This is a genomic window from Nonomuraea guangzhouensis (assembly GCF_019396345.1).
Classification (GTDB): domain Bacteria; phylum Actinomycetota; class Actinomycetes; order Streptosporangiales; family Streptosporangiaceae; genus Nonomuraea; species Nonomuraea guangzhouensis.
Genome location: NZ_JAHKRM010000063.1, coordinates 18874 through 31599, shown reverse-complemented (window position 1 = coordinate 31599; position 12726 = coordinate 18874). Strand labels below are relative to the sequence as shown.

The window sequence follows — 12726 nt, the reverse complement described above, 5'->3', positions numbered from 1 at the left end:
TGGGGTATGGCATGCGCTCGCCCATAACTGTCAGTTGAGCGCACTCACACTGAACGTCAACCTATTTGCCGAAAATCCCTATCGAAACGCAGGGATTAAAGGCCCATACCGTTGCAGAACGTCCTCTAAGGACGTTCAAGAAGAGCCTGCGACCCAGCGTCGCCCGCCCGCTCGTCGTCACTTTCGTTGTCCTGGTGGATCGCCAGTTGTATCGACGCTGCCAGGGCCATGCGCGAGAACAACGTGCCGGAAAACCCGAACAGCAGCGCCAAGGCCAAGGCCAGTGGTTTGTCCGGCGCTCCCCAGGAGTTCTCGCGGAAGACCTGTCCCAGGATGTTGATTTGCTGGTCGGACAACATGCGCGTCAGGAGCAGGCCGCCCGCAGCGGCCAGGGCACCACCGACCGGGCTGAGCACCATCACGCCCCACGACGACTGCTTCTGCGCGCGCATGGCGCCGACGACAGGCGACAAGAACCCGCCGATGGCCCCCAGCAGCAATGTTGTCCGGTGGTCGAAAGCTGCGCCTATACCAAAGACCCCGAAAAGCCCGACAAGCGCGAGCCACAGTGCGACACGTTGCTGTTCGTAGTCCAGTTCGAAGGACCGTTCTTCCTGCGCGTGCAGGTGGTCCAGTAACGCGATCAGCAGGTGACGGCGGCGGGCGGGTTCCACCCCAGCGGCTGTGAGATCCTGCGCGACCCTCTTGGCACGGGCGTCATGCGCCCCTTGCGTACGCAGAGCGGTGCTTGTGGCCAGTATCGCGATCTCCTCGTCGGACTCCAGCCGCACCAGCTGCCGCTCCGCCGCATGCAGAACTCGCCAGGCGGCGGAAAGCTTGGACAACGGGATTGATATCACTCCGCCGATTCTGGGGATACGCCACGCCACGGTGTCGTTCCTTTCGAGGTCCGCCAGCCGATCCAACACAGCGTCTGTGATTACCGCCTGGTCTGGATAGGAGGAGGTGCTCTTCAACACGCGGGCACGCGCACGGCAGTCCTGCACGCGACCATAAAGAATGCGGTACCGAGGAGCGGCGATCAACCCGCGAAGGGTGATGAACGAGACCAGGACGTACCCCAGGCATATCAAACCGAACACCCAGCGCCCGCCCACGGAAAGCGCCTGCCACATCCGCCACCCCACAATGGATCGCCATCCGGCCATCCGGCCATATGGCCAGGTTCGTCCATCTATCGCACTGGAGAAAGGGCTCAGCCACACCCGTCGGTAGAACGAGGCTCAGCATGAGCAGGTAGCCCCTGGTTTGACGCCACCGCCTCTCACCGCCGGTGAGCCGATAATCGCAGGCTGACACCGAAGGCTCAGCTCAATCGTGTTTACTGCTCTATCGGGCACGCGATGCGTTCAGCGACCTTCAGGCACGCGGCGCACGTCGGAATCCGGTCCTCGCCGTCGTTATCGCGGTTCATTGGACACAGGTGACTGAACGGGAACCATAGACGCGAAGAGCCAGGCCGCTGCGCTACCAGGTGATGAGCTCGGTACCCGAACACTGGCTGCCGTTCATCCCCGTCCACGTCGAGGACAGCACGCGCGAAACCCAGCTGCAGCGCGCCGCTCTCCCGCAGTTTCTCGACGGCGACACCGCCCGGCCGGCCAAGATCTGTCCGCGCATGCCGCTGCTCTCGCAGAACCTGCCCGCAGCCTACTTCGTACACTAGAAAGAGGTGCCGCGAGCCGGCGCCCGCATCTCCCAGTGCTACCAGCGCACCCGCCGGCCCAACGGCTCAGTCATCGTCTGGTACGGCGCACGCAAGGGCCCGGCCGCGGGGAGGGCAACAGCGGGCTCGCCTTCGACCGGCTCGTCATCCCGCCCGGTGAGTAGACCCCCGCTGATGTGTGGGGTCGCTCGCCGCAACCAGGCTGTACGGCCGTGCCTTCGATGTCATGGTGGTGAGATGGGTGAGCCGAAGGACTACTTTCTTGACCTTCTCCGAGGATGGGTGCAGGGTGCCTGCCGCGAATGGGGTTACTCGGAGATTTCCGAGTCGTACTTCGCAGGCATTTACCAGCGGCTTCCTGCCGGGGTACGGGCCCTGGTCGCCGCAGGGTACCGGGAGGGCCTGATCGAGCCCGTGGGCACCTACCGGTTCACCCTACGGGGGCTACCGCCAGGTAAGGGCCCCTACGCGTGGGTCAGCAGGCATGCGCGGACACGGGTACCAAGTATGAACTGGGAGTACCTAGTCCAGGCGGCCGAGTACGCCCGCGTCTATGCGGCGCTGTCCCCCAAGGGGTACCTCGTCGCGGCGGAGGATCGGCTGATGGACATCACGATCTCCGAATCCGACGGCACGCTGAAGTGGTACATCGAGGTGAAAGAGCGGGCGTCCGAAGTCCCCGATTTCGTCCGCCGGCTCGCCGAGTACGGGCTCTCCGGTGTCGATCTGGATGCCCCCGATCGAGCCAACGATGCGCTTCGCAAAGCGAAATACCTGGTCCTCTACCGGCCTGTCTACCTGTCCATCAGCGCAATCGGGCTGCGACGGGACTTTCAAGTGACCTATCCGGCAGACAACCGGTTCGCCCTAGTTGACGACATGGTGCCGCTGGCCTGACTCATCTCTACCTCTTCGATCGCTTCCTGTTCCGCGGCGCCGCCCGACGGGCGCGTGGACGTCTGGTGGCGCGATAGCGACGTCTTTTCCTCTGCACGATAGGGCCCGAGCCGCTGTCGGTCAGGCGATCAGCGGCCAGGCAGAGTGTGGCCCTGCGGGCACCGTCGCCGTCGTTGGATAGCGCTTCCCTGGGCGCGGCTGGAGGAGCGCACGAGTAGGAGGCGTGTCACTGGATGTGTCGGCCGCCCAGAGTCTTCCATGCGCGATCGAGGTCGGCGGTGTCTGTCGTGTGGATGGTCCAGTTCAAGCCAGCGATCACGTTTGCGCTCTGGTCGAGTTCCTCGCCGACCTTTTGGTAGAGCTCCACCTGCGCCTGCACGTCACCCTCACGCGCGAAGGTCGAGATCACCAGCTCTCCACTCTGGCATTGGCCGCGGTCCAGGGCGCCGATGGGGGCGGCGATGGGGGTGTAGTCGCCGCAGCTGACCCCTGCGGTTTGGAGCTTGGCGACGATTTCGCGCGGAGTCGTGTAGGTGCCGCCGTCAGCTGGCGGCGCTACGGATGCGGGCGGAGTCGTCGGCTGCGGCAATGCGGGCTGCGCGCTACACCCGGCCAGGGCGAGAGCTACAGCGCTGAAAACCATACCGAGATGCCGCACACTTGGGCTATCGGGCCACACAAGCTGGCCGTTTCACGACCAGGAGACGATCTGCGCCCTCTTCACTGCGCCATATGATGATCACGCGTATCCGCCTTCGGATGACGACGAGCTCGCCCTTCCGCACGGTGAGGACGAGAATCGGGGGAAGGAAGGCACCGCAACTGGCACGCAGCGCCCACTGGAAGCGATCCTTCAGGTGTGGCCCGCTCCGAGCGTACGAGAGGATTTGCCGGTCGAGGTGCCGGAAGCCATCCGCGACATGTTCGCCGAAGGTGCCCGCTGTGAAGGCGCCGCCTCCTACCGAGGTGCCGCCGCCGTGTACTAAGCGGCGGTAGAGGAACTGTGCAAGGAGCGTGGCGCCACGGCTCCACACCTCTACGGCAAGATCGAGGAGCTGAAGGGCGATCTCGCGGACGAGCTGATTCGTGATCTCCATGAAGCGCGCCTGCTGGGCAACGACGCCGTACACCTGGGGCTGGTTTACTCGCTGGAGGAGGTAGCAGACGTCGCGGAGATGCTCGTGGAGATGACCGAGCTTTTGTATGTTCAGCCAGCCAGGCGAGGGAGCATGCGGGCTGCACGTCAGCAGCGGAGAGACGCCCACAAGAGCGGCCAGGTCTAAGAGCTGTTTCTTAGATCTGCTGACTAATTGTGGCGATGTTGTCACGATTGGTGCATGGGTCGTGGTGACTTAACGAACGCGGAGTGGGAGCGGCTCAGGCCGCTGTTGCCCGAGGGTGGTCGGCGGGGCGGTCGGTGGAATGACCATCGCAGGACGATCGACGGCGTGTTGTATCGGGCGCGGACCGGGTTGCCCTGGCGTGATCTGCCCGAACGGTTCGGCTCCTGGATCACGGTGTACAAGCGGCACCGCCGCTGGTCGGCCGATGGCACCTGGCAGATGCTGCTGACGGCGATCCAGGCCGAGCAGGATGGCGAGGGGCGGGTGGACTGGGACATCTCCGTGGACTCCACCACGGTCCGGGCGCACCAGCACGCCGCCGGCGCGCCCCGCACAGCACCACCGCCGCCTCCCGCACAGGGACGGCAAAAGGGGGACGCCGCCAGGACAAACCAGGGCGATCCGGTGCTGGCCGCGCTGGCCGCCCGACTGGCGGAGGTGGTCAGGCTGGGGAGTGCCTAGGCCGCTCCCGCGGCGGCTTCACCACCAAGATCCACCTGTCGGCGGACGGCCGCTGCCGGGCGCTGTCACTGGTCCTGACACCGGGCCAGTACGGCGACAGCCCGCAGTTCCGGCGGGTGCTGGGCACTATCCGCATTCCCCGTCTCGGGCCGGGACGCCCGCGCACCCGGCCCGACAGCCTGGCCGCGGATAAGGCCTACTCCTCCCGCGCCAACCGCACCTACCTGCGCCGCCGCAAGATCCGCCACACCATCCCCGAACCCCGCGACCAACGCGCCCACCGCCGCCGGAGAGGCTCGGCCGGGGGACGGCCCACCGGCTTCGACGCCGAACGCTACAAGGCACGCAACGTCGTCGAACGGGCGATCAACCGGCTGAAGAACTTCCGCGCCGTGGCCACACGCTACGACAAACGCGCCTACATCTTCCTCGGCACCGTCACCCTGGCCGCCTTGATCATCTGGCTCCGCACCTGATCTGAGAAACAGCTCCTAGGGCGCACCACCCCCGCAGTCGGCTCACCGTCTCCAGAGCGGCTTACCTCTCGGCTCGCCGAAGCCTCGGGATTCCTAGACCTTTCCAGACTCGGCATCATGCCAATATCGGCATCATGGGCCTATGCTGAGGGGTATGACGAACGACCAGACAAGCATGGAGACGCTCGGGATCGCCGCGGCCCGCGACAAACTCGGCCCGCTCGTGTCCCGCGCCGTCATGACCCATCGCCCCACCCGGATCAAGCGCTCCGACGAGGAGCACGCCGTCCTCATCTCCGAGGAGGACTTCGAGGAGTACCTGCGCCTCAAGCGCGCGAACGAAGCCGCCGGCGTGCGCGAGATGATGGCAGCCGCCTGTCGTGGCGAACTCGAGATGACGGTCTACACCTCGCGCGCCGAGGCGTACGCCGATCTCGGATTGGATGGCGCCCGCCAGTGAAGGTTCCCGTCCACTTCGCCGCCGGAGTCAAGGACGTGCTGCGCCTCGCGGCACCGACGCTGCGCCTGTCGATCGTCGACACGCTGCTGGACTTGGGCGACGAGCCTACACCCCCCGAAGCCGTACCGTACGCCGAGATCCCCGGCGCGTACGAGCTGATCACGCCGACCTTCCGCACGCTCTACACGTACGGCCCAGACGACCTCGAGCACGTGTCGATCTGGGTTCTCCACATCAACACCTGAGCGGCGGAAGCGCTGAGAGCCCCCAGGAGCGGTTCACCCCCTCCTGGGGCCAGGACATCAGGCGACGCGACATCGCCGACGTTCCCTCCGCCGCTGCTACGCCGAAAGCGAGGTCTACCTCGCCGACCTTGCCACCGAGTACAGCGTCGGCCGCTCCACCTGGTCCGGGGTGAGGGCCTGGTGAGGGTTCGGGGATCATCGGGAGTCTCCGATGTGCCAGAGCACGTGTTGGCTTGGACCCTAGAGGTCCCCGGCGTCGTCCCTGATGGGAACACGGCTACTTCCGTGTCACATCGAGTTCAGGCTGAGCTCGGCTTGACCTCCGACTTCCAGTTGCTGGGTGCCTTGGTGACTTCGGGACTTACAGCGTTCAAATCTTGGATGTGTGCGCCCTCCAAGTGGATGGTCTTGGCGCCGGCCGTGTAGTTGGCTTCCACAAAGGTGGCGCTTCCGGAGAAGGTCGCATGGTCGAACTTCGCTCCTTGGATGAAGCTGACACCCTGCAAGGGAGCATGGCGGCCGAAACGGGCACCGGGGTAGAACTCGTCGGCATGGAACCATACGTCTGTGGCAAATCTCGAGTACGCGAACCAGACATCGTTGGTGAAGACGGCACTCCGAAAGTCGGTGTGACCGCTGAAGGTGGCCCCTTGGAAGAAGGCGAGGTCACAGATCAGGCCGCGGCATATCGTCTCGCCTATGAACGTCGCATGGTCGCAAGTCACGACGTCGATGCGACAGTGGACGAGGCTGAAGTTGACCAGGCAGGCGCCAGCGAGATCGACGTGGATGTCCGGCCAGAACGCCTCCGAAACGGACCCCTCCTCCCGTTGCCCTGTAGGTCTCATCGCGCAGGTGTGCGGCGAGGATACGTTGCGCAGTGTCACGTGCCTGAAGCTCCTCTCGGTGGCGGCTCTGCTCTGGGCCGCGCCGACGAGTCGGCTGGCAGCGTGCAGGGCATCCGCAAGTAGGCACAGATGACGTCGATAATGGTCTGCCGGTGACCGGGGTTGTCCTGGGCGAGTCGCTCCAGCGCGTACAGCCCGGCCAGGCGGACCGGACCCTTGTCGCTACCCAGTTGGTCGGCGGCCTTGGCGAAGAGATCGGTGATGCGGCGTTCGACGGCATCATGTTCGTTCACTGCGGCAACCCGATCGGCGTGAGCCTGAGCCTGTTGGTCGATCTGTTCTCGGTGGGCTTGGTCGCGTTCGCTGAGCCATTGACGGCGCACGGCCAGTAGCAGAGTGACGGGCCCGTCGGTGCCGGCACCGACGCTGAGCCCGATCTTTATCGCCTCTATGCGGGCGGTCGCTTCGGCGGCGCCGCGCCTGCTGCTTGCGCTCCTGATCCCGCCTGGCCTGCTTGCGGTCGCGAGCCGCCTTGGCTCGCGCCTCCTGCCTCCGTGCTGCCACCCGCCGAATGCACGGTCTGTCACCAGGTCAGGCACGGCTCCAACAGCGCCGGGTACGGCTTCGTCTGCAACGCCTGCCGCCCCCACAAGCAAACCCTGTGCGCCCTCTGCGACCAGACGCGGCCTGTCCACGCCCACTGGCCGCTCGGCCCCGTCTGCCCAGCCTGTTACGTCCGCGTCCTCGACTATCCCGACCAGTCTGACGATTTAAGGCTGGCTGGTCTCGGCCGTGGCTCGGGCGTGTGGGCTCTTCCACTTGGGATGTCCGGTGTTGTCCGGTCTGCCCTTTTTGATCACGGGGTGGCGGGGCCGGACTGTCTTGTTCTTGTGACCTTTGGGGCGGCCGGGGCCGGGGGTGGAGGGTTTCGGCGACCTTGCCGGGGTGGGCCCGCGCTGTGTAGGCATTCGAACTGCTGGCTCTGCCGCTGGGATCGAATAAGCGGCCGTCGGCGGCCGATTTTAAATCTTCAGGGCTCGGCGCGGGAGGGTGTTTCTACCCTGGCGTTCCGCAGTGTGGTCGAGGAGCATGGACGCGGAAAGCGGCCGACCGCTGCTTGATCTATCGGACGCGACGGCAGATCGGAGCGCCATGATTAGCGTCGCCATTATCGAGGATGATCCGGTCACGCGATTGGGTCTGGCGAAAATCGTCGACGATGCGACCATGACGCGCCTGGCGTCCGTTGCCTCCTGCGTGGAGGAGTTCGAGGCGCGGTCCGTTACTCGCCCTGACGTGGTGGTTCTGGATCTGCGGCTGAAGTCGGGAGAGATCGAGGGCGCTCCGGCGGTTCGGCATCTCCATGCCCAGGGACATCGAATACTGGTCGTTTCCATGTTCGAGGAAGAGATCCCCGTTCTCGACGCCATCAGCGCAGGCGCGCACGGGTATCTGACAAAAGAGGCGGAGCCGGAAGAGATCATCCGCGCGCTGACGGCCGTGTCGGTGGGCCGGACCTATTTCTCGGCCACGGTTGCGGGTTATCTCCTCAAGAAAGAGATACGGCTGACGGCTCGCGAGACGGAGATCCTCAGGTTGGTCGCCGGCGGAGAAACCGCTGCCGATGTCGCCCAGCAACTCTTCATTTCCGAGAAGACCGTCAACGGCCATCTGGATCGGATCCGCGACAAGACCGGCTACCGGCGCCGCCCTGACCTCACCCGACTCGCCTACGAAAAGGGGATCATGTCATGGAACCGACGCAAGAAATAATGTACGCCTCAAGCGCGGCCCCGAACCCCCAATATCGGAGGAGAGAGCGGGGCAGGCGGCGGGCGCTGCGCGCCTGCACAGCCCTGACAAGCATCCTCATGAAGGGAATCGCCAAGGTCGAGATCGACGAGGCGCGATTCACCCCGAAAAAGGGGCGTGGCGTCATCGTCGTCGCGAATCACCGAAGCATGATCGATCTTTTCATCGGGCTCCTCGCTTTCCGGCACTGGCGCATATATCCGTACATGTTCGTCCGCGCAGACTACTTCCGGCTGCCGGTGGTCGGCCAGCTCCTGCGGGCCATCGGCGGCATCCCGGCCGGCCGCGGGCACGGCCGGGAGGCGCTGTACCGCGCCGTCGAGGTGCTGCGGGACGGCCACGTCCTGGCCCTGGCCCCGGAGGGACGCATTCCCGGCAGCGAGGAACGCAGCGACGGCATCGCGGAGCTACGACGCGGCGCCGCTCACCTGGCCGTCAGCACGGGTGCGCCGCTCCTGCTGGTCGGCCTGATCAACACCGATGCCGCCTGGCCGCGGGGCGCCGCGCTACCACGGGTCCGGCTGTCTCCGGGCAGACGCCCCACGATCAGCGTCTCCGCGCAGTGGCTGTCCACTCCGCCGGACGCCAAGGAGACCGAGGTCCTGCGAGAAATCAGGACCGGCCTCGCCTCGATCCTGGCACGTACTGAATGAGAACGCGCACATGAGTATGCCCGCCGCGGGGGCCGACACACTCATCCCCGCTCTTCAGCGTGCCAGAAATCAGGCCGCTGCAAAGTGGCGTAGTTATACCTCATCCAATACAGGTACTTCTCCCGTGCCGCTCCAATCCGCCGTCGGCCATTCTCGTGCCAACAGAGAAAACCGGCCGACAAGGGGATTCCAATGGCACGGATCGTGGGAATTGACGGATGCGACCCCCAGCTCGCACCGCCTGCTTTCAGAGAAGTCGTCTGGCTGCGCGGCCTGCAAAAAGTCCTTGGCTGTTCGGTCGGCGAGGTGGGTTTTGCCGACGACTTCTCGCATGTCTCTCTCGCCGGCATCCTGTCTCCGCGAAGGAGCCAGGAACGGACGGGGGCGGACTCGAATATGGCCGAGCGTATGACTTTCACCGGAGCGTTCAACTTCGCGGCACAGTTGCTGCGGTATCTGAGCGACGTGCGGATCCGCCGGCAGGCCAGGGAGCACGTGGCAGACGGCGTGACGGACGACACCCGCGTGGTCATCGCACACTCCCTGGGATCCGTGGCCGCCTACGAGGCCCTGACCGCCATGCCCGTGCATAACGTGGAGCTCTTCATAACGCTCGGATCCCCGCTGGGGATGCGCGGCCTGTTCTTCGACCGGCTCGAATCCACGAATTCCGGAAAGCGTAAGAAGTGGCCGCAAGGGCTGGGCAAATGGGTGAACATCGCCGGTCGCCGGGATCCGATAACGGTCGTCCGCAGGTTGCGGCCGCTGTTCGGCAGCGGTGATCAGATCGAGGATGTGCTCATCGACTGCGCACCCGCCCGGCATTGGGTGGGGTCATACCTCACCTCGCCTGAGACGGGCCGAGCGATCGTCGAAGGATTCGCAGCCTCCCTGCCGTAGTCACGTCCGAAACGGCAGTGCCCTGTGGCGCCGAGCGAATTGCGTCCGCCGCGAAGTCCTCTTTCAGAAAGAGCAGAGCCATGAATCGACACACAGCCGCAGGCCATGTGCCGGGCCATGGCGCTCGCCGGCTGTGGCGGCTCGTTCTCGCGGTGCGGAGCGCAGTGGCCCAATTCAGGCCCGGCGGCTCCAAAGGGGCGATGCTGGACCAGCTCAGCGGTGCTGATCAGGAACGCCTCGCCACCTTGGCCGCGCGCATCGCCGATTGGGTGGTGATCGCCATCTTCGCGTTCCGGTCGGTGATCGTGCTGATCACGTATGTCGGCGGCCTCGAGGGGCTTGGATCCGTGGCCCGTGTCTATCTGCCCGTCGTCGTCATCACGGTCGTCGTGAACACGGGCATGATGGTCGCGTCGATCGCCCGCCGGGTCCGTCAGCTCCTGCGCTCTCCCTGGTTCCTGGCTGCGGATCTGCTCTCCACCGCCGGCTTGATCGTCTGGTCGGCGCTCCAGCTTCCTCCGGGCGCGTACGTCCTGGCCCAGAGGGACACCTTCTGGATGTACATTCTCGGCACCATAGGCCTGTGGACCACCATCCACGGCGCCCGTCTGGGGTTTGCCCTGCTCGCGGCAGGCGGCGTCACGCAGTTCCTCATCAGCTGGGTGAGCGTGCCGAACCTCACCCTCGACGTCTGCCTTCAGGCGCTGGCCAGAACGGCTTGGGCGGCGAACGGATTCGTGGTTCCCCTGGTCGTCATCAAGCTCGCCTGGCATGGCGCAGGCCTCGCCGACGCCGCGGCCTTGCAAGCTGGACAGACAATGGAGCGCGTACAAGTCCTGCTCGACATGCACGATACCGTCCTGCAGACGCTCGGCCAGGTCATCCAGAGAAGCGGCATGCCGGATCCACCGGACGAAGCCCGTCTGCGGGAGATCACGATATTGGTGCGGGCGCAGATCATAGACGTCAAAGCACTGCTCCGCGACAATGAGGACTACGTACCGGCGAGCCTCCGTGCCGAAATGGCCAAGCTGGTGCGGCGGTTCGCGGAGCAGGGACTGCGCGTCGAGATGGCTTTTTCTGAGACCGTGCCCGAGCCCACGCGGGAGGTCACGGCCGCATTCACCGGCGCGGTGAGGGAAGCACTCAACAATGCGCGGCGGCACGCAGGGGTGGCCGTGGCCAGCGTGCGCTTCTCCTGTTCCCACGGGCTCATAAGGATCACGATTCGGGACAAGGGGCACGGGTTCGATCCCGCCACCACAACGCAAGGATTCGGGCTCACGGGCTCCATCCATCAGCGCATCGCCGCTGTCGGTGGCACGACCGAAATATGGTCGAAGCCAGGGCGGGGCACCCGCATTCACATCGCCGTCCCTCTGGCCCGAGAGAGCCGATCGCCGGCCGCGTCGGAAGAGTTATCGCAGGCGACCGATATCGATGCCTTGACGAGCCGCGCCCTCACCTGGTTCGTCACGGCCGTGCTCGCCTACCGCATCGCCCTCAGCCCGATCCAGGTCACCGGCGCGCTCGCCAATATCGCATTGAGCCAGTCCACCTGGTTCTCCGTCGGGATGGCCGGTGTCCTGCTGATGGACGCCGTCGTCCTCATCGGAATCCTCGCTGGACGCTTGAGATGGCTGCTCCAGTCCCGAGTGGTCTTTGCCGTCGACGTCGCGATCGCGGCTGGGCTGAACGTGTGGACGGCAGCGATCTTTCCGGCCGACACCCTGACCATGCCGGGGCACGACATCGTCTGGGCCTATACCCAGGGGGTTACCGCGCTCTGGACCGCGGTGCGAGGGACGTGGGCCGGCCTGGCGCTCGTAGCCGGCGGCGGCGTCCTCCAACTCGTCATGGCGTGGGTGAACAGCACGACGATCGCTACCGTCGACTGGATGCAGCTCATCGGCAGGCAGGGATACCTCACGCTGGCCCTCGTCATCGTGTGGATGCTGGTGAGGCTGGCGCGGGAGGGAGCCCGGTTGACCGTTTCCGAGGGGGTACGGGCGGGCCGGACGTTGGAGCGGGTGCGCATGCTGCAGGCACTGCAGAATCGCGTCCTGCGAACGCTCATGAGGATCACTGACTTGAGCAGCCTGGAAGAGGCGCCACCCAGCGATCGCATGCGCGAGATTCGCGGTCTGGCGCTGGCTCAGGCAGGCGAACTGCGTCAAGCGCTGCGCGACAGCAGCGCGACCACGTCGAACGGCCTCACCCTGACGTTAAAGATGGTCAGTGACGAGTTTCGCGCCCAGGGCCTGCGCGTCGAGCTGGTGACAAGCGAGCTCACCTTCGACCCGTCCCACCCGGTCACCGTCGCATTGTCGGAGGCGGTCCGGGAGGCCCTGACCAATGTCCGGAGGCACGCCGGTGCGGCGCACGCGGTCGTCCGGGCGGCAAGCTCGGGTTCGTCCATCGAAATCGTGATACGCGATCAAGGCCGCGGTTTCGACCCGGAGACCGTGAGCCACGACGGCGGACTCGCCGAGATCCTCATACAGAGGTTGCGATCAATCGGCGGCGACGCTGACATCTGGTCCGCATCGGGACGAGGCACCCGCATCCGGCTCACCTGGGATCGCCCCGCCTCCGATGGAGACCAAGGTGTGCCCAGAGTTTGACGGCGATCCCCCGACGGGATCGTGGACGATGCCGATGGACGTGCGCCGGGTACCCACCTGCGGGAACGCCAACGAGATCGCCGCCGGGCAGATCGGTGACCTGCTGGGGCGGCTGGAGGAGGCCGGGCCGGACCCGCAGGGCGCCTGCCCGTCGGGCAGGCGCCGCCGCTGTTCGTGCTCGACATCGCCTACTGCCCGATCTACCTGACCCAGCGGCTGGCCACCGAGCGGGTCCAGATCCTGGTCCGGCTCCGATCCGACCGGGTGTTCTTCGGTGCGAACCCGCCGCGGGTGCCGCTCATGATCAATGAGATGCGAC

15 protein-coding genes and 1 pseudogene are annotated in these 12726 nt (G+C 65.6%); 12 read left to right on the top strand and 4 right to left on the bottom strand.

All coding sequences use genetic code 11. The annotated features are described in order from the left end of the window. Positions 1–125: 125 nt before the first annotated feature. Entirely contained in the window at positions 126–1136 is a 1011-nt protein-coding gene (locus tag KME78_RS61145) for a hypothetical protein (RefSeq protein ID WP_219539490.1), read from the bottom strand. Between the two features lie 362 nt (positions 1137–1498). On the opposite strand from KME78_RS61145, the gene KME78_RS61140 reads away from it, so the two are divergent. Both KME78_RS61140 and KME78_RS61135 read left to right on the top strand, forming a co-directional pair. Continuing rightward, the gene (locus tag KME78_RS61140) at positions 1499–1687 is read left to right on the top strand and encodes a hypothetical protein (RefSeq protein ID WP_219539489.1); all 189 of its coding nucleotides are present in this window, start codon (positions 1499–1501) and stop codon (positions 1685–1687) included. 237 nt (positions 1688–1924) lie between these two features. Continuing rightward, positions 1925–2584 carry a hypothetical protein gene (locus KME78_RS61135; protein ID WP_219539488.1) on the top strand — a complete coding sequence of 220 codons (660 nt, stop codon included), beginning with the start codon at positions 1925–1927 and terminating at the stop codon, positions 2582–2584. Between the two features lie 226 nt (positions 2585–2810). Here the strand turns inward: KME78_RS61135 and KME78_RS61130 are convergent, their stop codons facing one another. Continuing rightward, complete coding sequence (locus KME78_RS61130; RefSeq protein ID WP_219539487.1) at positions 2811–3227, bottom strand: hypothetical protein; 417 nt, start codon at positions 3225–3227, stop codon at positions 2811–2813. Positions 3228–3249: 22 nt separating this feature from the next. Next, positions 3250–3714, bottom strand: a complete 465-nt coding sequence (locus tag KME78_RS61125) for a hypothetical protein (protein WP_219539486.1) — start codon at positions 3712–3714, stop codon at positions 3250–3252. Between KME78_RS61125 and KME78_RS68360 the strand changes: the two genes are divergently transcribed. The 4 genes and pseudogenes from KME78_RS68360 to KME78_RS61110 all read left to right on the top strand — a co-directional run bounded on the left by KME78_RS68360 (position 3631) and on the right by KME78_RS61110 (position 5570). Further along, a complete protein-coding gene (locus KME78_RS68360) occupies positions 3631–3867 on the top strand; it encodes a hypothetical protein (protein ID WP_372455136.1) in 237 nt (78 codons plus the stop codon). The two genes, KME78_RS61125 and KME78_RS68360, sit on opposite strands and share 84 nt — an antisense overlap. Positions 3868–3921: 54 nt before the next feature. Then, positions 3922–4865: pseudogene (locus tag KME78_RS61120) on the top strand (IS5 family transposase). Between the two features lie 154 nt (positions 4866–5019). Further along, complete coding sequence (locus KME78_RS61115) at positions 5020–5325, top strand: type II toxin-antitoxin system Phd/YefM family antitoxin (RefSeq protein ID WP_219539485.1); 306 nt, start codon at positions 5020–5022, stop codon at positions 5323–5325. Beyond that, the gene (locus KME78_RS61110) at positions 5322–5570 is read left to right on the top strand and encodes a hypothetical protein (protein WP_219539484.1); all 249 of its coding nucleotides are present in this window, start codon (positions 5322–5324) and stop codon (positions 5568–5570) included. Before KME78_RS61115 ends, KME78_RS61110 begins: the two co-directional genes overlap by 4 nt. A gap of 299 nt (positions 5571–5869) precedes the next feature. On the opposite strand, the gene KME78_RS61105 is transcribed toward KME78_RS61110, so the two are convergent. Further along, positions 5870–6457, bottom strand: a complete 588-nt coding sequence (locus KME78_RS61105; RefSeq protein WP_219539483.1) for a pentapeptide repeat-containing protein — start codon at positions 6455–6457, stop codon at positions 5870–5872. A gap of 113 nt (positions 6458–6570) precedes the next feature. Here KME78_RS61105 and KME78_RS61100 point away from each other — a divergent pair, with 113 nt between their 5' ends. From KME78_RS61100 to KME78_RS61075, 6 genes are all read left to right on the top strand, one after another. Continuing rightward, the gene (locus tag KME78_RS61100; RefSeq protein WP_219539482.1) at positions 6571–6810 is read left to right on the top strand and encodes a hypothetical protein; all 240 of its coding nucleotides are present in this window, start codon (positions 6571–6573) and stop codon (positions 6808–6810) included. A 697-nt stretch (positions 6811–7507) separates the two neighbouring features. Then, positions 7508–8191, top strand: a complete 684-nt coding sequence (locus KME78_RS61095; protein ID WP_219539481.1) for a response regulator — start codon at positions 7508–7510, stop codon at positions 8189–8191. A 98-nt stretch (positions 8192–8289) separates the two neighbouring features. Beyond that, on the top strand, positions 8290–8883 hold the full coding sequence (locus KME78_RS61090; protein ID WP_219539480.1) for a lysophospholipid acyltransferase family protein: 594 nt from the start codon (positions 8290–8292) through the stop codon (positions 8881–8883). A gap of 192 nt (positions 8884–9075) precedes the next feature. Further along, complete coding sequence (locus KME78_RS61085; protein WP_219539479.1) at positions 9076–9783, top strand: hypothetical protein; 708 nt, start codon at positions 9076–9078, stop codon at positions 9781–9783. Positions 9784–9983: 200 nt separating this feature from the next. Further along, complete coding sequence (locus KME78_RS61080; protein ID WP_219539478.1) at positions 9984–12407, top strand: sensor histidine kinase; 2424 nt, start codon at positions 9984–9986, stop codon at positions 12405–12407. Next, positions 12391–12615 (top strand): hypothetical protein, encoded by a 225-nt coding sequence (locus KME78_RS61075; RefSeq protein WP_219539477.1) that lies wholly within the window; start codon positions 12391–12393, stop codon positions 12613–12615. The genes KME78_RS61080 and KME78_RS61075 overlap by 17 nt, the downstream gene beginning before the upstream one ends. The last annotated feature ends 111 nt before the right edge of the window (positions 12616–12726 follow it).

Bases quoted from the DNA above. Each gene is read 5' to 3' on its own strand.
- KME78_RS61145 (WP_219539490.1), bottom strand. From the start codon at position 1,136: ATGTGGCAGGCGCTTTCCGTGGGCGGGCGCTGGGTGTTCGGTTTGATA.
- KME78_RS61140 (WP_219539489.1), top strand. From the start codon at position 1,499: ATGAGCTCGGTACCCGAACACTGGCTGCCGTTCATCCCCGTCCACGTC.
- KME78_RS61135 (WP_219539488.1), top strand. From the start codon at position 1,925: ATGGGTGAGCCGAAGGACTACTTTCTTGACCTTCTCCGAGGATGGGTG.
- KME78_RS61130 (WP_219539487.1), bottom strand. From the start codon at position 3,227: ATGGTTTTCAGCGCTGTAGCTCTCGCCCTGGCCGGGTGTAGCGCGCAG.
- KME78_RS61115 (WP_219539485.1), top strand. From the start codon at position 5,020: ATGACGAACGACCAGACAAGCATGGAGACGCTCGGGATCGCCGCGGCC.
- KME78_RS61095 (WP_219539481.1), top strand. From the start codon at position 7,508: ATGGACGCGGAAAGCGGCCGACCGCTGCTTGATCTATCGGACGCGACG.
- KME78_RS61090 (WP_219539480.1), top strand. From the start codon at position 8,290: ATGAAGGGAATCGCCAAGGTCGAGATCGACGAGGCGCGATTCACCCCG.
- KME78_RS61085 (WP_219539479.1), top strand. From the start codon at position 9,076: ATGGCACGGATCGTGGGAATTGACGGATGCGACCCCCAGCTCGCACCG.
- KME78_RS61080 (WP_219539478.1), top strand. From the start codon at position 9,984: ATGCTGGACCAGCTCAGCGGTGCTGATCAGGAACGCCTCGCCACCTTG.